The organism is Streptomyces sp. NPDC051921 (genome assembly GCF_040680975.1).
Classification (GTDB): Bacteria; Actinomycetota; Actinomycetes; order Streptomycetales; family Streptomycetaceae; genus Streptomyces.
Genome location: NZ_JBFAXU010000002.1, coordinates 31,755 through 50,060, shown reverse-complemented (window position 1 = coordinate 50,060; position 18,306 = coordinate 31,755). Strand labels below are relative to the sequence as shown.

At 72.4% G+C, this 18,306-nt stretch carries 14 protein-coding genes and 1 pseudogene; 13 read left to right on the top strand and 2 right to left on the bottom strand.

The window, feature by feature from the left end; all coding sequences use genetic code 11:
* Nucleotides 1-17 precede the first annotated feature (17 nt).
* Nucleotides 18-614, bottom strand: a complete 597-nt coding sequence (locus tag AB0M16_RS02920; RefSeq protein ID WP_365338041.1) for an alpha/beta hydrolase — start codon at nucleotides 612-614, stop codon at nucleotides 18-20.
* Nucleotides 615-714: 100 nt separating this feature from the next.
* Here AB0M16_RS02920 and AB0M16_RS02915 point away from each other — a divergent pair, with 100 nt between their 5' ends.
* The 9 genes from AB0M16_RS02915 (at nucleotide 715) to gatB (ending at nucleotide 11,530) form a co-directional block, all read left to right on the top strand.
* Entirely contained in the window at nucleotides 715-1,248 is a 534-nt protein-coding gene (locus AB0M16_RS02915) for a TIGR00730 family Rossman fold protein (RefSeq protein ID WP_365338039.1), read from the top strand.
* Between the two features lie 156 nt (nucleotides 1,249-1,404).
* Nucleotides 1,405-2,094: an SDR family oxidoreductase gene (locus AB0M16_RS02910; protein ID WP_365338037.1), complete on the top strand. Its 690-nt coding sequence runs from the start codon at nucleotides 1,405-1,407 to the stop codon at nucleotides 2,092-2,094.
* Between the two features lie 137 nt (nucleotides 2,095-2,231).
* Nucleotides 2,232-3,194, top strand: a complete 963-nt coding sequence (locus tag AB0M16_RS02905; RefSeq protein WP_365338725.1) for a methionine synthase — start codon at nucleotides 2,232-2,234, stop codon at nucleotides 3,192-3,194.
* Nucleotides 3,195-3,226: 32 nt separating this feature from the next.
* Nucleotides 3,227-5,404 carry an NAD-dependent DNA ligase LigA gene (gene ligA, locus AB0M16_RS02900; RefSeq protein ID WP_365338035.1) on the top strand — a complete coding sequence of 726 codons (2,178 nt, stop codon included), beginning with the start codon at nucleotides 3,227-3,229 and terminating at the stop codon, nucleotides 5,402-5,404.
* Between the two features lie 274 nt (nucleotides 5,405-5,678).
* Entirely contained in the window at nucleotides 5,679-7,811 is a 2,133-nt protein-coding gene (locus tag AB0M16_RS02895) for a bifunctional diguanylate cyclase/phosphodiesterase (RefSeq protein ID WP_365338033.1), read from the top strand.
* Nucleotides 7,812-7,954: 143 nt separating this feature from the next.
* On the top strand, nucleotides 7,955-8,251 hold the full coding sequence (gene gatC, locus AB0M16_RS02890; RefSeq protein ID WP_010984178.1) for an Asp-tRNA(Asn)/Glu-tRNA(Gln) amidotransferase subunit GatC: 297 nt from the start codon (nucleotides 7,955-7,957) through the stop codon (nucleotides 8,249-8,251).
* A gap of 7 nt (nucleotides 8,252-8,258) precedes the next feature.
* Nucleotides 8,259-9,761, top strand: a complete 1,503-nt coding sequence (gatA, locus tag AB0M16_RS02885; RefSeq protein ID WP_365338031.1) for an Asp-tRNA(Asn)/Glu-tRNA(Gln) amidotransferase subunit GatA — start codon at nucleotides 8,259-8,261, stop codon at nucleotides 9,759-9,761.
* A 62-nt stretch (nucleotides 9,762-9,823) separates the two neighbouring features.
* Nucleotides 9,824-10,003, top strand: coding sequence for a hypothetical protein (locus tag AB0M16_RS02880; protein ID WP_365338723.1), 180 nt, complete (start codon nucleotides 9,824-9,826; stop codon nucleotides 10,001-10,003).
* Nucleotides 10,004-10,018: 15 nt separating this feature from the next.
* Entirely contained in the window at nucleotides 10,019-11,530 is a 1,512-nt protein-coding gene (gatB, locus tag AB0M16_RS02875) for an Asp-tRNA(Asn)/Glu-tRNA(Gln) amidotransferase subunit GatB (protein ID WP_365338029.1), read from the top strand.
* Between the two features lie 143 nt (nucleotides 11,531-11,673).
* On the opposite strand, the gene AB0M16_RS02870 is transcribed toward gatB, so the two are convergent.
* Complete coding sequence (locus tag AB0M16_RS02870) at nucleotides 11,674-13,542, bottom strand: protein kinase (RefSeq protein ID WP_365338027.1); 1,869 nt, start codon at nucleotides 13,540-13,542, stop codon at nucleotides 11,674-11,676.
* A gap of 150 nt (nucleotides 13,543-13,692) precedes the next feature.
* Here AB0M16_RS02870 and AB0M16_RS02865 point away from each other — a divergent pair, with 150 nt between their 5' ends.
* The 4 genes and pseudogenes from AB0M16_RS02865 (at nucleotide 13,693) to AB0M16_RS02850 (ending at nucleotide 18,271) form a co-directional block, all read left to right on the top strand.
* A complete protein-coding gene (locus AB0M16_RS02865) occupies nucleotides 13,693-15,138 on the top strand; it encodes a ricin-type beta-trefoil lectin domain protein (RefSeq protein ID WP_365338025.1) in 1,446 nt (481 codons plus the stop codon).
* A 3-nt stretch (nucleotides 15,139-15,141) separates the two neighbouring features.
* A pseudogene (locus tag AB0M16_RS02860) lies at nucleotides 15,142-15,315 on the top strand (hypothetical protein); the annotation flags it as partial.
* Nucleotides 15,316-15,654: 339 nt separating this feature from the next.
* Nucleotides 15,655-17,895, top strand: a complete 2,241-nt coding sequence (locus AB0M16_RS02855; protein WP_365338721.1) for an MMPL family transporter — start codon at nucleotides 15,655-15,657, stop codon at nucleotides 17,893-17,895.
* A gap of 202 nt (nucleotides 17,896-18,097) precedes the next feature.
* Complete coding sequence (locus AB0M16_RS02850) at nucleotides 18,098-18,271, top strand: hypothetical protein (RefSeq protein WP_365338023.1); 174 nt, start codon at nucleotides 18,098-18,100, stop codon at nucleotides 18,269-18,271.
* The last annotated feature ends 35 nt before the right edge of the window (nucleotides 18,272-18,306 follow it).

Sequence of the window (18,306 nt, the reverse complement as noted above, 5' to 3'; positions counted from 1 at the left end):
CGGGCCCGGGCGGGGACTCAGTCCCCGGCCGGGTCCTCCCCGTAGAAGTCCGCCAGGACCGGCGCAAGGACGTGCGGGGCCACCTCGTGGGTCTGCCCGGTCAGGGTGCGGTGGCGGCCGCGCGGTACGGCCGCCGCGACCGTCCGGGCCGCCCTCCGCGTCCAGGCGGGGCTCGCGCCGCCGTCGACCACCAGCACGCGCGCGTGCACCCGGCCGAGCCGGCCCGCCTGGTCGGCGCCGCAGGTCGGCTCGTACACCGACAGCGGCCCGACCGGCACCCCGGCCGCCGCCGCGGCCAGCGCGAGCGCGCCGCCGGACGCCGTTCCGTGCACCGCCGCCGTACCGCTCGCGCCGCCCACCGCGCTCACCAGCGCCGCCAGGTCGGCGATCTCCCGTTCCACGGAGTCCGCGGCGGCTCGACGGTCGTACGCGACCACCGAGAAGCGCCGGGCGAGCAGCCCGGCCAGCGCCCGCTCGCCCCCCACCGTGCCCGGCGCCCCGCCGACCAGGACGACCGGCGGCCCCTCCCCGTAGCGCTCGTAGCCGATCCGCGTCCCGTCCTGCGCCCTGACCAGGCCCTTGGCCCGGTACGGCGTGGTGTTCACCTCGTCCATGGAAGGGCAGACCGGCGCCGCCCCCGGAACTCATCGCTCGCGGCCGGAACTTCACCAGGAAAAGATCTGCCTGTCCGCGGCAGGCCCTACGGTGGAGCGCATGAACATCTGCGTCTTCCTCTCCGCCGCCGACCTCGACGAGCGGTACACGGCCCCCGCCCGGGACTTCGCGGGCCTGCTCGGCAAGGCCGGGCACACCCTGGTCTGGGGCGGCTCCCACGCGGGCCTGATGGGGGTCGTCGCCGATGCCGCCAAGGAGGCCGGCGGCCGGCTCCTCGGCGTCTCGGTCGAGTTCCTGGCCCACAAGGCCTATGAGGGCGCGGACGAGATGGTGATGACGCGTGACCTCGCCGAGCGCAAGGCCCTCCTCCTCGCCCACGCCGACGCGATCGTGGTCATGGTCGGCGGCGCCGGCACCCTCGACGAGGCCACCGAGATCCTGGAGCTGAAGAAGCACGGCAAGCACACCAAGCCCGTCGTCCTCCTCAACACGGCGGGCTTCTACGACGGCCTCAAGACCCAGCTCCACCGCATGGACGAGGAGGGCTTCCTCCCCATCCCGCTGACCGACCTCGTCTTCTTCGCGGAGGACGCGGTCTCGGCGCTGGCGTACCTGGAGGCGTACGCGGCCTGAGTCCGCGAACGGTCCGACAGGGCGGGGGATACGAAGGGGCAGCTCTCGCGTCCCGGTCGTCGGCAGGATCCCGTCCCCGGATCCCCACCCCCGACGTCCGCTCCGACTTCTGGTCCGCCACCACGCCCCTGCCCTGACAGCTGAGAGCATGGGCCCATGGCTACTCATGTGATCACCGGAGCCGGCTCCGGCATCGGGGCCGCCGTCGCGCGGCGGCTGCACGCGCGCGGGGACGAGCTCGTGCTGCACGCGCGGGACGCGGGCCGGGCGAAGGAGCTGGCGGCGGAGTTCCCCGGGGCGCGGACGCTCGTCGGCGACCTCGCCGACCCGGACCGGCTCTCCTGGGCGTTCTCGCACCAGAGCCTGCCCGAGCGGATCGACACCCTGCTGCACGTCGCCGGCGTCGTCGATCTCGGCCCGGTCGGCGACCTCACCCCGAAGACCTGGCACCACCAGCTCAACGTCAACCTGATCGCGCCCGCCGAGCTGACCCGCCACTTCCTGCCCCAACTGCGGGTCTCCAAGGGGCACGTCGTGTTCGTGAACTCGGGCGCCGGGCTCAACGCGCACGCCGAGTGGAGCGCGTACGCCGCCTCCAAGCACGGCCTGAAGGCGCTCGCCGACTCCCTGCGCCACGAGGAGCACGCCCACGGCGTGCGGGTCACGTCCGTGTACCCCGGCCGGACCGCGAGCCCGATGCAGGCGAAGGTGCACCAGCAGGAGGGCAAGGAGTACGACCCCGAGAAGTGGATCGACCCCGAGTCGGTGGCCACCACGATCGTCATGGCGATCGACCTGCCGCGCGACGCCGAGGTCAACGACCTGACGGTGCGGCCGGGGCGCTGAGCGGGTGACGCGGGCGGTGGCGGGGGGACCGGCCGTGCGCCGGACGCCGCCGACGCCCGCGCGCGCACGGCACGTACCCTGCGGGAGTGAGCGAGAAGAACGACTTTTCCTGGGGCCCGGCCACCGGCGTCGGGTCCATGCCCGGCGGGGACGCCCGTGAGGCCGCCAAGACCGTGACCGGGTCCTTCGAGGACTTCCCGTTCCTCCCGGAGCTTCCCGCCCGCGGGCCCGGCGCGGACATGATCGGGCGGACCGCCGGGATGCTCGTCGAGCTCTACGCACACGTGGAGCCCAGCGGCTGGCGGATCAGCGACCGGCCGGGCCGGGACACCCGACGGGCGGTGTCGTGGCTGGGGGAGGACCTGGACGCCCTGGAGGAGTTCACCCAGGGCTACGAGGGACCGCTGAAGGTGCAGGCGGTGGGGCCGTGGACGCTGGCCGCCGCCCTGGAGCTGCGCGGCGGAGAGGCCGCGCTCGGCGATCCGGGGGCCTGTCGGGACCTGGCGGGCTCGCTCGCCGAGGGGCTGCGCGGACACCTCGCGGAGGTGCGGAAGCGGGTGCCCGGCGCCCGGATCGTGCTCCAGCTGGACGAGCCCTCGCTGACCGCCGTCCTGCTCGGCCAGGTCCGTACCGCCAGCGGATACCGCACCTACCGGGCCGTCGACCGGCAGGTCGTGGAGAGCGCGCTGCGGGACGTGATCACCGTGCACGACGGGCCCGTGGTCGTGCACTCGTGCGCGCCCGGCGTGCCGTTCGGGCTGCTGCGCCGGGCCGGCGTCGCCGGGGTGTCGTTCGACTTCTCCCTGCTCACCGAGCGTGACGAGGAGCAGATCGGGGAGGCCGTGGAGGGCGGGACCGTGCTCCTCGCCGGTGTGGTGCCGTCCACGGACCCGGCCTCGGGGGCATTGTCGGACCCGGGAGGTAGCGTCATGGGTGTCAGGACGCTGTGGCGCAGGCTGGGGCTGAATCCGGGGACTCTCGCGGAGTCCGTGGTGGTCACCCCGACCTGCGGTCTCGCGGGTGCCTCGCCGGCGTACGCCCGCAAGGCGCTCGCGCACTGCGCCCGGGCGGCGAGATCGCTCGCGGACAACCCAGAGTGACCGGGTTTCAGGCATCGGGAGGACGAGAAACGGTGGCAGTCGAACAGGGGGCCCCCGCCGAGGCGCGGGAGAAGCACGCCGAGCTGGCGGAGCAGGTCGAGGAGCACCGCTTCCGGTACTACGTGAAGGACCAGCCGGTCGTCAGCGACGCGGAGTTCGACCGGCTCCTGAGGGCCCTGGAGGACCTGGAGGAGCAGTATCCGGAGCTGCGCACGCCGGACTCGCCGACCCAGAAGGTCGCGGGGACGTACGCGACGGACTTCGCCTCGGTCGAGCACCGCGAGCGGATGATGTCGCTGGACAACGCGTTCGACGACGAGGAGCTGGCCGCCTGGGCCGAGCGCGTCGCCCGGGACGTGGGCACCCCCGACTACCACTACCTGTGCGAGCTCAAGGTCGACGGCCTCGCGGTGAACCTCACATACGAGCACGGCCGGCTGACCCGCGCGGCCACCCGTGGGGACGGCCGCACCGGCGAGGACATCACGCCGAACGTGCGGACGATCGCCGACATCCCGGACCGGCTGCGCGGTGAGCGCGTCCCGGACCTGGTGGAGATCCGCGGCGAGGTCTACTTCCCGATGGAGGCCTTCGAGGGACTCAACGCGCGCCTGGTCGAGGCCGGCGACAAGCCCTTCGCCAACCCGCGCAACGCGGCGGCGGGTTCGCTGCGCCAGAAGGACCCGAAGGTGACGGCGACCCGCCCGCTGCACATGGTGGTGCACGGCATCGGCGCCCGCGACGGCCTCGACATCTCCCGGCTCTCGGAGACGTACGAGCTCCTCCACGAGTGGGGCCTGCCCACCGCCCGGCACAACCAGGTCGTCTCGTCCCTCGCCAAGGTCCGCGAGTTCATCGCGTACTTCGGTGAGAACCGGCACTCGGTGGAGCACGAGATCGACGGCGTCGTCGTCAAGCTCGACGAGATCGCGCTCCAGGGCCGGCTCGGCTCCACGGCGCGCGCCCCCCGCTGGGCGATCGCCTGGAAGTACGCGCCGGAGGAGGTCAACACCAAGCTGGTCGACATCAAGGTCGGCGTCGGCCGCACCGGGCGCGTCACCCCGTACGCGCAGGTGGAGCCGGTGACGGTGGCCGGTTCCGAGGTCGAGTTCGCCACCCTGCACAACCAGGACGTGGTGAAGGCCAAGGGCGTGCTGATCGGCGACACGGTCGTGCTGCGCAAGGCCGGTGACGTGATCCCGGAGATCCTCGGCCCGGTCGCGGACCTGCGGGACGGCACCGAGCGGGAGTTCGTGATGCCGGCCGAGTGCCCGGTGTGCGGCACGCCGCTGAAGCCGATGAAGGAGGGCGACATCGATCTGCGCTGCCCCAACGCGCAGTCGTGCCCCGCCCAGCTGCGCGAGCGGCTGTTCTTCCTGGCCGGCCGTCAGTGCCTGGACATCGAGAACTTCGGCATCGTCGCGGCGGCCGCGCTCACCCGCCCGCTGGAGCCGGCCGAGCCGCCGCTCGTCGACGAGGGCGGTCTGTTCGACCTGACGATCGAGCAGCTGCTGCCCATCAAGGCGTACGTCCTCGACCAGGACAGCGGGCTGCCCAAGCGGGACCCGAAGACGGGCGAGGAGAAGGTCGTCGCCGTCTTCGCCAACCAGAAGGGCGAGCCGAAGAAGAACGCGCTGGCGATGCTGGAGAACATCGCCGCCGCCAAGAGCCGTCCGCTGGCCCGGTTCCTCAACGGCCTGTCGATCCGTCACGTCGGCCCGGTCGCCGCCGAGGCACTGGCCCGCGAGTTCCGCTCCCTGGAGCGGATCGAGCAGGCGACGGAGGAGGAGCTGGCGGCCGTCGACGGGGTCGGCGGGATCATCGCCGCCGCGGTGAAGCAGTGGTTCGCCGAGGAGTGGCACCAGGAGATCGTGCGCAAGTGGCGTGCGGCCGGGGTGAGTTTCGAGGACGAGGGCGCCGGGGAGGACCAGGGACCGCGTCCGCTCGACGGGCTGACCGTGGTCGTGACGGGCACCCTGCAGAACTTCACCAGGGATGGCGCAAAAGAGTCGCTGCAAGCCGTCGGTGCCAAGGTCACGGGTTCCGTTTCGAAGAAGACCGCCTTCGTCGTCGTGGGCGACAACCCGGGCTCCAAGTACGACAAGGCGATGCAGCTGAAGGTTCCGGTTCTGAACGAGGAAGGCTTCGTCATCCTGCTCGAACAAGGGCCCGAAGCCGCTTTGGAGGCCGCCCTCCCGGCCGACGGCTAGGCCGCCGGCCGACCGCGGAAGCTCACCCGTTCGGCGCATACCAGATCGTTACGGGTGGCCAGGTCGCATTCGGGCAAGAGATGAAGAGCACCGCCCGTCGGAGCCCTCCGCGGCCTACTGTGGTGACCGTGCGTCCGTCGCGCACGGCCGTGCGAGGGCCCTGCCGGCGCGAGCAGGAGCAGGACACGCGGTACGGCACGCGGCGGGACGACGGCCCAGTGGCATGACGACGGCCCCGCGATGCGACGCACCGCCGGCTGTGAGAGGGACGGGAATGAAACCGACCGAGAGTGCCGCCCCGGTCGCACGGCCCCAGGGCCGTGCGGCGTTCGTGGGCATCACCTCCGGGCTGCCCGGAGCTTTGGTGGGCATCGCCGCCGTCGCGCTCGCCGCCGGTCTCTACCGGGCGCTGAGCACCGGCGAGGGGCTCTTCCCCGGCGGTGCCGCCGGCTGGTCCCTCGCCGTCCTCACCGGACTCATCGTCGGGCATCTCGTGGCCCTCGGCCGCGACCGCTGGTGGGGCGGCACCGGCTCCGGCGCCGCCCTCACCCTCGCCGTCCTGCTCCTCTACGGCTGGGTGCCGGCCTCGCTGGTCTCGCTCACCGTCGTCCTCCTCGTCGCCGCCGCCCGCCGGCACCGCTGGCGCCAGGGCCTGCTGCACGGCGCCGTGGACGTCATCGGCACCGGAATCGCCGCCCTGGTGCTCGCCACCTTCGGGGACGTCCCCACCGTCGCGGAGCCCTGGCGACCCCTCGACTGGGGGATCGCCGACGTGCCCGAGGTGATGCTCGCGGCCGTCTCCTACCTGGTGGCGACCCGGCTCATGCTGTGGTACGCCCTCGCGCCGCAGACCGCCGGACTGCCCACGGCCGCGCGCACCGCCCTGCTCCGCCAGGGCCTGGTCGCCGTCGCCCTGCTCGGCATCGCCCCCCTCATCTGCGTCGTCGCCGCCGCCGGCCCCGCGCTCCTGCCGCTCTTCGCCGTCCCGCTCATCGCCCTCGACTCCACCCTGTGGATCGCCCGCGCCCGCGCCGAGGAGCAGCTGCGCGACCCGCTCACCGGACTGCCCAACCGGCAGTGGCTCCTGGAGCGCACCTGGACCGCCCTGGAGGAGGCCGAGGGCGAGGGCGTCCGCTCCGCCCTCGTGCTGATCGACCTCGACCGCTTCCGCTCGGTCAACGACACCCTCGGGCACCTCGCGGGCGACCGGCTCCTCCTCCAGATCGCCGAGCGCCTCCGGCTCGCGCTGCCGCGCGGCGCCGAGGCGGCCCGGCTCGGCGGCGACGAGTTCGCCGTCCTGCTGCCCACCGCCGACTCCACCACCAGCGCCCAGCGCGTCGCCCGGCACCTCGTCGCCGAGCTGTCCTCCCCGCTCGACCTCGACGGGCTCACCCTCGTCCTGGAGGCCAGTGCCGGCGTCGCCGTCTTCCCCGAGCACGCCCTCGACGCCGAGGGCCTGCTGCGCCGCGCCGACGTCGCGATGTACCAGGCGAAGCGGGACCGCACCGGCGTCGAGGTGTACGAGTCCAAGCGCGACTCGAACACCCCCGACCGGCTCGGCCTCCTCGGCGACCTGCGCCGCGCGCTCGACGCCGGCGAGGTCGAGCTGCACTACCAGCCCAAGGTCCGATTCGACGGACAGGTCGCCGGCCTGGAGGCACTGGTCCGCTGGGTCCATCCGGAGCGCGGAAAGGTCCCGCCGGACGAGTTCATCGCGATCGCCGAGTCCTCCGGCCTGATGCCCCACCTCACCGAGTACGTCCTGGAGACCGCCCTCGCGCAGGTGGCCCGCTGGCGCGCCCAGGGCCTCGACGTCCCGGTCGCCGTCAACGTCTCGCCGCGCGACGTCCACACCCCCGGCTTCGCCGGCGCCGTCGCCGCCCGGCTCGCCCGGCACGGGGTGCCGGCCGGCGCGCTCCAGCTGGAGATAACGGAGCACGTGCTCCTGGAGGACCCGCAGCGGGCCGCCGACACCATGGCCGGGCTCACCGGCCACGGCGTCAAGATGTCCCTCGACGACTTCGGCACCGGCTACTCCTCCCTGGTGCACCTGCGCCGCCTCCCGGTGAGCGAACTGAAGATCGACCGTTCCTTCGTCGCCCGGCTCGCCGTCGACACCGAGGACGCCGAGATCGTCCGCTGCACCGTCGACCTCGCCCACTCCCTCGGCCTGCTCGTGGTCGCCGAGGGCGTCGAGGACGACGAGACCTGGGAGCGCCTGCGCGACCTGGGCTGCGACGCCGTCCAGGGCTGGCTGGTGGCCGCCGCCATGCCTCCCGGCGAGACCACCGCCTGGCTGCGCGCCCGCGGCGAGCACGGCTGGCGCCGGCCCGCCGACATCTCGGCGACCCCCGCGACCGCGGCGATCGCCGACGTCGACCACCCCTCGGACCGCGTCGTCCAGTAGGCGTGGCGGCAGCCGTACGGAGGACCCCGCGGACGCCGTACGGATCTCCGGGAGCCCCCGCGGGGGCAAACCGTTTCACGGGTTCCGGTGCGGGCCCCATAGGATTGGGCCAACACCATCAGACTCACCCCGTGAGGATCCGCATGCCTGGCATCACGCGCGAGGAGGTCGCCCACCTCGCACGGCTGGCACGTCTGGAGCTCAAGGCCGAAGAACTCGACCACTTCGCCGGACAGCTCGACGACATCATCGGCGCGGTCGCCCGCGTCTCCGAGGTCGCAGACCAAGACGTACCGCCGACCTCCCACCCGCTGCCGCTGACCAATGTCATGCGCGCGGACGAGGTCCGTCCGTCGCTCACCCCCGAGCAGGCGCTCTCCGGCGCCCCGGCCCAGGAGCAGCAGCGTTTCAAGGTGCCGCAGATCCTGGGGGAGGACTAAGAACGTCATGACGGACAACAGCACCATCATCAAGCTCACCGCCGCCGAGATCGCGGCGAAGATCGCCTCCGGCGAGCTCACCGCCGTCGAGGTGACCGAGGCCCACCTGGCCCGCATCGAGGCCGTCGACGAGAAGGTCCACGCCTTCCTGCACGTCGACCGCGAGGGCGCCCTCGCCCAGGCCCGCGCCGTGGACGAGAAGCGCGCCCGTGGCGAGAAGCTCGGCCCGCTGGCCGGCGTGCCGCTGGCCCTCAAGGACATCTTCACCACCCAGGGCGTGCCCACCACGGTGGGTTCGAAGATGCTCGAGGGCTGGATCCCGCCGTACGACGCCACGCTGGTCAAGAAGCTCAAGGCCGCCGACGTGGTCATCCTGGGCAAGACCAACATGGACGAGTTCGCGATGGGCTCCTCCACGGAGAACAGCGCCTACGGCCCGACCGGCAACCCCTGGGACCTGACCCGGATCCCCGGCGGCTCCGGCGGCGGCTCCTCGGCCGCCCTCGCCGCGTACGAGGCCCCGCTCGCCATCGGCACGGACACCGGCGGCTCGATCCGTCAGCCCGCCGCCGTCACCGGCACCGTCGGCGTCAAGCCGACGTACGGCGCGGTCTCCCGCTTCGGCATGGTGGCCTTCTCCTCCTCGCTCGACCAGGGCGGCCCGTGTGCCCGTACGGTCCTCGACGCGGCCCTGCTGCACGAGGCCATCGCCGGCCACGACCCGCTCGACTCGACCTCGATCGACGCCCCGGTCCCGCCGGTCGTCGAGGCCGCTCGTAACGGCTCGGTCGCCGGCATGCGCGTCGGCATCGTCAAGCAGTTCCGCGGCGAGGGCTACCAGGCCGGTGTCGTGCAGCGCTTCGACGAGTCCGTCGAGCTGCTCAAGTCGCTGGGCGCCGAGATCGTCGAGCTGGACTGCCCGTCCTTCGACCTCGCGCTCTCCGCGTACTACATCGTCGCGCCGTCCGAGTGCTCCTCGAACCTGGCCCGCTTCGACGGTCTGCGCTACGGCCTGCGCTCCGGCGACGACGGCACCCGGTCCGCCGAGGACGTCACCGCGCTCACCCGCGAGGCCGGCTTCGGCCCCGAGGTCAAGCGCCGCGTCATCCTCGGTACGTACGCGCTGAGCTCCGGCTATTACGACGCGTGGTTCGGCTCGGCCCAGAAGGTCCGTACCCTCATCACCCGCGAGTTCGAGCAGGCCTTCGAGCGGGTCGACGTGATCGTCTCCCCGACGACCCCGACCACCGCCTTCCCGATCGGCGAGCGCGCCGACGACCCGATGGCGATGTACCTCGCGGACCTGTGCACCATCCCGACCAACCTGGCCGGCAACTCCGCCATGTCGCTGCCCTGCGGCCTGGCGCCGGAGGACGGTCTGCCGGTCGGCCTGCAGATCATCGCCCCCGCCCTGAAGGACGACCGTCTGTACAAGGTCGGCGCCGCCGTCGAGGCCGCCTTCGTGGAAAAGTGGGGGCACCCGCTGCTTGAGGAGGCTCCGTCGCTGTGAGTACGAGTGCACTGCAGAAGGCCAAGGGCTTCAAGAAGTCCAAGACCGGTACGTACCTGTCGATGGCCACCACCGCCTTCGGCGCCGTGAGCGTGACGAAGCAGATCAAGAAGGCCCGCAGCGAGCACGACACGCTCAAGCTCGTCGACGCCGTCGTGTCCGCCGCCGCCATCGTCACCGGCCTCGCGATCCTGTACCGCGAGCTGAAGCGCCTCGGCGACGACGACGTCCTGCTGGGCTGAGAGGGAAGTTCCACCGTGACTGTCACTGAACTGCTGTCGTACGAGGCGGCGCTCGCCGAGTACGACCCCGTCATGGGCCTGGAGGTCCATGTCGAGCTCGGCACCAAGACCAAGATGTTCTGCGGCTGCTCGACCGAGCTCGGCCAGGACGCGAACACGCAGACCTGCCCGACCTGCCTCGGCCTGCCGGGCTCGCTCCCGGTCGTCAACGCGGTCGGCGTCGAGTCCGCCATCAAGATCGGTCTCGCGCTGAACTGCGAGATCGCCGAGTGGTGCCGCTTCGCCCGGAAGAACTACTTCTATCCGGACATGCCGAAGAACTTCCAGACCTCCCAGTACGACGAGCCGATCGCCTTCGACGGCTACCTGGACGTCCAGCTGGAGGACGGCGAGATCTTCCGCGTGGAGATCGAGCGCGCTCACATGGAGGAGGACACCGGCAAGTCCACCCACATCGGTGGCGCGACCGGCCGCATCCACGGCGCCTCGCACTCGCTGCTCGACTACAACCGCGCCGGCATCCCGCTGATCGAGATCGTCACCAAGCCGATCGTCGGTGCGGGCGAGCGGGCCCCGGAGGTCGCCAAGGCCTACGTGGCGGAGCTGCGCGAGCTGATCCGTGCCCTGGGCGTCTCCGAGGCGCGCATGGACAAGGGCCAGATGCGCTGCGACGTCAACCTGTCGCTGATGCCGAAGGGTTCCGACACCTTCGGTACGCGCTCGGAGACGAAGAACGTCAACTCGCTCCGCTCCGTGGAGCGTGCGGCGCGTTTCGAGATCCAGCGGCACGCGGCGGTCCTGTCCTCCGGCGGCTCCATCGTCCAGGAGACCCGTCACTTCCACGAGGACGACGGGACCACCACCTCGGGCCGCATCAAGGACAACGCCGAGGACTACCGCTACTTCCCCGAGCCGGACCTGGTGCCGGTGGCCCCCTCCCGCGAGTGGGTCGAGGAGCTGCGGAAGGGGCTGCCGGAGCTGCCGCGCCTGCGCCGCAACCGGCTGCGCGGGGAGTGGGGCGTGTCCGAGCTGGACATGCAGGCCATCCTCAACGCGGGCGCGGTCGAGGCGATCGTCGCCACGACCGAGGCGGGCGCCGACGCGGCGTCGGCCCGCAAGTGGTGGATGGGCGAGCTGGCCCGCAACGCGAACGAGCAGGGCGTCTCGCTGGACGAGCTGCCGATCACCCCGGCGGACGTCGCCCGCGTGTCGGCCCTGGTCGCCTCCGGCGACCTGAACGACAAGCTGGCCCGCCAGGTCATCGAGGGCGTCCTCGCGGGCGAGGGTGCCCCGGACGAGGTCGTCGAGAAGCGCGGTCTGAAGGTCGTCTCCGACGACAGCGCGCTCGGCGCGGCGGTCGACGAGGCCATCGCCGGCAACGCGGCCATCGCCGACAAGATCCGCGGCGGCAAGGTCGCCGCCGTCGGCGCCCTGGTCGGCGCGGTCATGAAGGCCACCCGCGGCCAGGCCGACGCGGCGAAGGTCAAGGACCTGATCCTGGAGCGGCTGGGCGTCAGCGAGGGCTGATCCCGGCCCGTAGGGCTCGTACGGTCGACAGAGCGGCCCCGCACCGGAACTTCCGGTGCGGGGCCGCTCTGTGACGTACGGCCGCTGCCGACGGCGGCCAGGTCGTGTCCGGGAAGGAGCGCCGTCCGCCCGCAGGACAGGGCCTAGCGGCGCAGGATCGGTCCGGCGATCACGCCGTTGCCTTCGTCGGAGCAGGAGGAGGACTCCACCTTCAGCCGCAGCCGGAGCGCTCCGGCGATCTTCAGGGTGCGGGAGATCGGTTTGCCGAGCTGGACGGTCTCGTTGAACAGGGCCGGCTGGTCGTCCACGGAGACGACGATCCGGGCCGCCTCGACCTTCGACCCGTCGTCGATGCCCGCGGTGAACTCGAAGGTCTGCCACTCGCGGTTGAGGTCGTACTCGACGTAGGCGCCGTTGTAGCAGTCGCCGTGCAGGGCGGCGCCGTACTCCTTGGTGTTGATCTTCGCCGGGCCGACCGTGAAGGAGTCGGGTTCACTGACCGAGGAGAGCGTGGTCAGGTCCGCCATGGGCACGTCGGGCAGCGTGCCGGGATCGTACGAGGGGCCGGCGGAGGCGTCCGGGTCGGTGGACTCCGTGTCCGTGGGCTCGGGCGAGGGGGAGTCGGTGGTCGGCTCCTCGGTCGGCGTGGGCACGGTGGTGGCCGGGGCGGAGGAGGTCGTGTCGCCGCCCTTCGCGGAGTCGTCCTCCTTTTTGCCCTTGTCGCCCAGCAGGTTGACGCCGATCACCGCGAGGACGGCGATCACCGCGACGGCGGCGACGGAGCCCAGGACGAGACCGGTACGACGCTTGCGGCGCGGCGGCTGCTGCTCCGGCCCGTGCGGAGCCTGCGGCACGACGGGGATGGGGTACGTCGGCTCCCCGAAGCCCTGGGGGGCGCCCGGGGCCGCCGTCGGCGGACCGGAGGGCTGCGGGCCGGAGGGCTGCGGACCGGATGGCGGCGGACCGGCAGGCTGCGGACCGGAGGGCGGTGGACCGACGGGCGGCGCGGGCGCCTCCGGGACGACGGCCGGGGCGGCGACCGGCGGAGCGACGGGGGGCGCGACGAGTGGCGCCGGGGTGGGGACGGCGTCCTGGAGGGCGGCCGCGCGGTTCGTCGTGGTGGTCGACACGACCCCGTGCCGTACGTCCTTCACCCAGGCCGACAGGCTGACCGGGCGGCGCTCGGGGTCGGCCGCGGCGATGCTCAGCACCCGGGCGCGCTCCTCCTCCGGCAGCCCGGCCACGTGCGGCAGCCCGGCGAGCGCGGCGGACAGCTGCTCGGGAACGGTCGGCGGAGCCTGGCCGCTGAGCATGAAGTAGGCGATGGCACCGAAGGCGTACCGGTCAGAACCCGGGGTCCGCTTGCCCTCGAACACCTCGGGCGCCGCGTAGCCGGGGGTGAACCACACCTCGGCGGTCTGGTGGTCGGCGGTCAGCTTGCTGAGGCCGAAGTCGACGAGGGTGGCCTGCCCGTGCTGGTCGACCATGACGTTGCCGGGGGAGAGGTCGCCGTGCACGACGGTGCGCCCGGACGGGGTGGCCTTGCCGGAGTGCAGCCAGTCGAGGACGTCCGCGAGCTGCTCCAGGGTGCGCATCACCTCACGGCGCTCGGCGGGGGTGGTGAGGGTGCGCTCGGCCCGCCAGTCGCGCAGGTCGAGCCCGTCGACGTGGTTCATGACGAGGACGAGGGCCCGGCCGCTGAGGGTCTCCGCCTCGCCGGGGCGGTGGATCGGCGGGCCCTGGAAGTGCTCGCGGACGCCCACCACGCCGGGGCGGTGGACAAAGCGCAGCAGCTCGGCCTGTTCGTTCCACTTCCGGCTGACCCGTTCGAACAGCTCCGGCGTGATGGTCGTCTTGGAGTCGAGCACCTTGACGACGACGGGCTCGGTCCCGCCCGCCAGCTCGATCTCCGCGAGGTACAGCACGGCCTCGCCACCCCGCCCGATGGACCTCAGCAGGCGGTACCGGTCGGGCGCGGAGTCGGGCCCGATGTGATGCGCAGTGCCGCTCAATCTTCCCCCATGCACCATGAGTTGACAGGCAATCAGCTTGCCGCTCGGGGCGAGGTGGGGTCAACCGAGCTGATATACGATCACGATTGATCAACTTCTGAGCAATCCGGTCGCATTGTCACGATGTGGCCTGTCTGTAGGGGGAATAGCGTGTCCATCCGTCGAAGCGGAAAGGGCCGAAGAGCCCTGGCGCTCCTCGTCGCCGGCGCCGCCGCCGTCTCGGTCATCGGCCTCCAGGCCGGCCCGCTCGCGCCGGAGGCGGCCGCGGCCACCCCGGACGGCAGCCGGTTCAAGGGCGTCAACTGGGCCGACCCGCGTGACAACTTCGCCGCGGACGCCGTCGTGCCGTCCGGCCTGTCGACCGAGGACGACTACCTGACGACGTACTACAAGTCCGCCGCCGTGGTCGGCGAGTTCCAGCGCGAGTTCGGGGTCGACACGCTCCGGCTTCCCGTCAACCCCGCCTCGGTGAACGGCCCTTGGTGGGACTCGTACCAGGGCGCGATCGACGCCGCCGTCGGCAGGGGCGCCAAGGTCGTGCTCGGCTACTGGGAGGGCCCCGGCGCCGCCAAGGACGGCCGGATCGACGACAGGGCCGCCTACGACGCCATGTGGCGGACGATCGTCGACCGGTACGGCGACACCGGCCGGGTCTACTTCGAGCCGATGAACGAGCCGTACGGCTACGCGGCGACCGAGTGGGCCGACACCGCCGCCGACTGGCTCGCCGCCTACGGCAGCATCGTCCCCCGCGAGCGCGTCTTCGTCGGCGGCGTCGGCTACAGCGAGGACGTCCGGCCCGTGTGCGCGGATCCGCGGCTGGCCGGCACCCATCTGTCCCTGCACCAGTACGGCTTCTGGCACCAGGACTGGACCGACCCCGCCCGGTGGGCCGCGGACCTGCGGACCAAGGTCGGGAACTGCGCCTCCCGGACCGTGCTGACCGAGTTCGGGACCGAGCTCACCACCGGCCTCGACTACAACGGCCCGGTCGACGGGCGCTGGCAGATCGCCACCCTCCAGGCCCAGACGGACACCCTGCGCGAGCTGGGCATGGGCTCGGTCTACTGGCCCGGTCTGCGCACCGGAGACGGGTACAGCCTCACCGAGCTGGAGGGCACCGGCACCGACCTGACCCTGCGCACCACCAACGCCTCGGCCGCCGACCGGCTCGCCTGGGCCTGGTGGGGCACCGGCCGTCCGGCCACCACCACGGGTGCGCTGCGCGGTGTGGGCTCCGGCCACTGCCTGGACGTCCCCGGGGCCTCTCGCGAGCCGGGCACCAAGATGATCATCTGGTACTGCAACGGCGGGGAGAACCAGCGGTGGACCTACACCGCCGCGAAGGAGCTCCGGGTCTACGGGAACATGTGCCTCGACGTCGACCACGGCGGCACCGCCGGCGGCACCCCGCTGATCCTGTGGCCCTGCAACGGCGGCAGCAACCAGAAGTGGAACATCAACGCCGGCGGCTCGATCACCGCGCAGGACTCCGGCCTGGCGCTCGACGTCGGCGGCGCCTACACGGCCGCCGGCAGCGCGGTCGGCCTGTGGTACGGCAACGGCGCCACCAACCAGCAGTGGCAGCGCCTCTGACGGGTGCCGCACCCGGCTGATGCCTGGTCCCGCCCGCGCGGCTCGTCCGCGCAGGGGCCCGGCACCCGCCCGGGCCGTCCGCTGCTGTACCAGCCGGACGCCTTCGCGCAGGCCGGGGACGGTGAGGTGACCGTGACGCTGCGCAACGCCGGCAAGACGAGCGCGCACTTCGCGCTCTACCCGTACGCGGGCGAGTCCGCGGTCCCGCAGCACACCGACGTCAGGGGGACGGGCAGCTGGGCGGTCCCCCTCAAGTGTGATCATTGCCGCCGTCGAGGTGGCCGGTCCCGAGGGCTTCCGCCGCCGCCTCATGGGGCACATGGAGAACGGGCGCCCCAGCGTGTCCGGCTGAGATCCCGCAGCCCGGCGCCTTCCCGGGGCCCTTCGCGCGGGGGTCCGGGACCTCGGTCCCGAACCCCCGGCGCGCTCTGTGAGGATTGCCACGAAAGGGACAAACGATCACGTTTGGCTGCGACAGTGGGCGGCGGACCACCGACCACCCGAGGAGCACGTCCTTTGGCAGCCATCGCACGATGGTGCATCAAGCACCGCCTCGTCACCGTCCTGCTGTGGCTCCTCGCCCTCGGCGGCGCCGTCACCGGAGCGGCGATCGCCGGCAACGCGTACTCGAACGACTACGACGTCCCCGGCACCGAATCCGGCCGCGCCGTCGCCCTCCTCGACAAGGGCTTCCACGGCGCCGGCGGCGACACCGACACCATCGTCTGGCACACCGACCGCGGCAGCGTGACGGCCCCCGACGTCGAGCAGCGCATGACCGCGATGCTCAAGAAGGTCGAGCACCTCCCCGGCATCGCCTCCGTCACCTCGCCGTACGGCTCCGTGCCGGGCCAGATCAGCGAGGACGGGCACACCGCCTACGCCTCCGTCACCTTCGACGCCAAGGCCTCCGACATCCCCAAGGCCCGGGCAGAGGCCCTCGTCGACACCGCCAAGGCCGCCGCCACGCCGAGCGTGCAGGTCGAGCTCGGCGGCGAGGCCGTCGGCGCCACCGAGGCCCCCAGCGCCCACATCGCCGAGATCGTCGGGGTGGCCGTCGCCGCCCTCGTCCTCTTCCTCGCCTTCGGCTCCCTCGCCGCCTCCGCGCTCCCCATCGCGACCGCCCTGGTCAGCGTGGGCATCGCCTACTCCGGCATCGCGCTGCTCGGCCACGTCATGACGGTCGCCGACTTCGCCCCCATGCTCGGCATGCTCGTCGGCCTCGGCGTCGGCATCGACTACGCGCTGTTCATCGTGACCCGGCACCGCAAGGGCCTCAAACGCGGTCTCCCCGTGGCCGAGGCCGCGCGGGTCGCGGTCGCCACCACCGGCCGGGCCGTCGTCTTCGCCGGCGCCACCGTCTGCATCGCGCTGCTCGGCATGCTGATCCTGAGGCTCAACTTCCTCAACGGCGTCGCCATCGCCGCCTGCCTCACCGTCGTCCTCACCGTCGCCGCCTCGGTCACCCTGCTGCCCGCGCTGCTGTCCTTCATCGGCATGCGCGCCCTCAGCCGCAAGGAACGCCGTCGGCTCACCGAGCACGGCCCCGAGCCCGAGCTGCCGACCACCTTCTCCGCCCGCTGGTCCCGCTTCGTCGAGCGCCACCCCAAGCTCCTCGGCGCGGTCGCCGCCCTCGTCATGGCGGTCCTGGCCCTGCCCACCTTCTCGCTCCACCTCGGCAGCTCCGACCAGGGCAACAACCCCGCCACCGCCACCACCCGCAAGGCCTACGACCTGATCGCCGAGGGCTTCGGCCCCGGCACGAACGGGCCGCTCACCCTCGTCGCCCAGCTCGACGGCGCCGACGACCGGGTCGCCCTCGACGCACTGCCCGCCGCACTGGCGCACACCAACGGCGTCGCGTCCGTCTCCCCGGTCACGTACAACCACGGCGGCGACACCGCCGTCCTGACCGTCGTACCCGAGTCCTCGCCCCAGTCCGAGGCCACCAGCCAGCTGGTCGACCGGCTCCGCGACGACGTCCTGCCGACCGCCGCGGACGGCACCTCGCTGCAGGTCCACGTCGGCGGCGTCACCGCCTCCTACGACGACTTCGCCGAGATCATCGTCGGCAAGCTGCCGCTCTTCGTCGGCGTCGTGATCGCCCTCGGCTGCCTCCTGCTGCTGCTCGCCTTCCGCTCCCTCGGCATCCCGCTCAAGGCCGCGCTCATGAACATCGCCGCCGTCGCCGGCGCCTTCGGCGTGGTCGTCGCGATCTTCCAATGGGGCTGGGGGACCGAGCTGCTCGGCCTCGGCAGCGCCGGGCCCATCGAACCCTTCCTCCCCGTGATCATGGTCTCGGTGCTCTTCGGGCTCTCCATGGACTACCAGGTCTTCCTGGTCAGCCGGATGTACGAGGAATGGCTGGAGACCGGCGACAACCGCCGCGCCGTACGGGTCGGCCTCGCCGAGACCAGCCGGGTGATCAACTCGGCCGCGGTCATCATGATCTCCGTCTTCCTCGCCTTCGTCCTCTCCGGCGACCGACGCGTCGCGATGTTCGGCATCGCGCTCGCCGCCGCCGTCGCCCTGGACGCCTTCGTCCTGCGCACCCTCCTCGTCCCCGCCCTCATGCACATGCTGGGCGGCGCGAACTGGTGGCTGCCGCGCTGGCTCGACCGACGGCTGCCGCGCATCAGCATCGAACCGCCCGAGAGCCGGGTCGCCGCCGACGCGCGCGCCGCCGACGCCCACCCGAAGATCCCCGTACAGCGCGTGGTCATGGGCGAGGCGGAGGAGACCGAGGGCGTCGCCTGAGGCATCCCCCGGGGCCGCCTGAGGTACCCCGGGGCCGCCTGAGGCGCCCCGGGACCCTCCCTAAGGACCCCCCAGGTCCGCCTAAGGCCCCCCGTACGCCGAACATGCGGCACTCTCCCCATGTGGCCGCACCCCCTGGGAGACGAAAGTAGAGGCATCGCAAGGAGCGATACCGAAACCGGAATCCCCCAGGGAGAACACGATGTTCCAGTACGAGCTGCACCGCGCCGAGCACGCCGAGCTGGTCCGCCAGGCCGCCGCCGCCCGCCTCGCCCGCGAGGCCGTCCGCGCCGCCAAGGCCCGCCGGGCCACCGGGCACCAGGATCCGGAGGGGCGGGTGAGCGCAGACCGGAAGCACTTCGCCCGGGCCGCGTGACCCCGCATGAGCGCGTCCCGTGCGAACGGCACCCG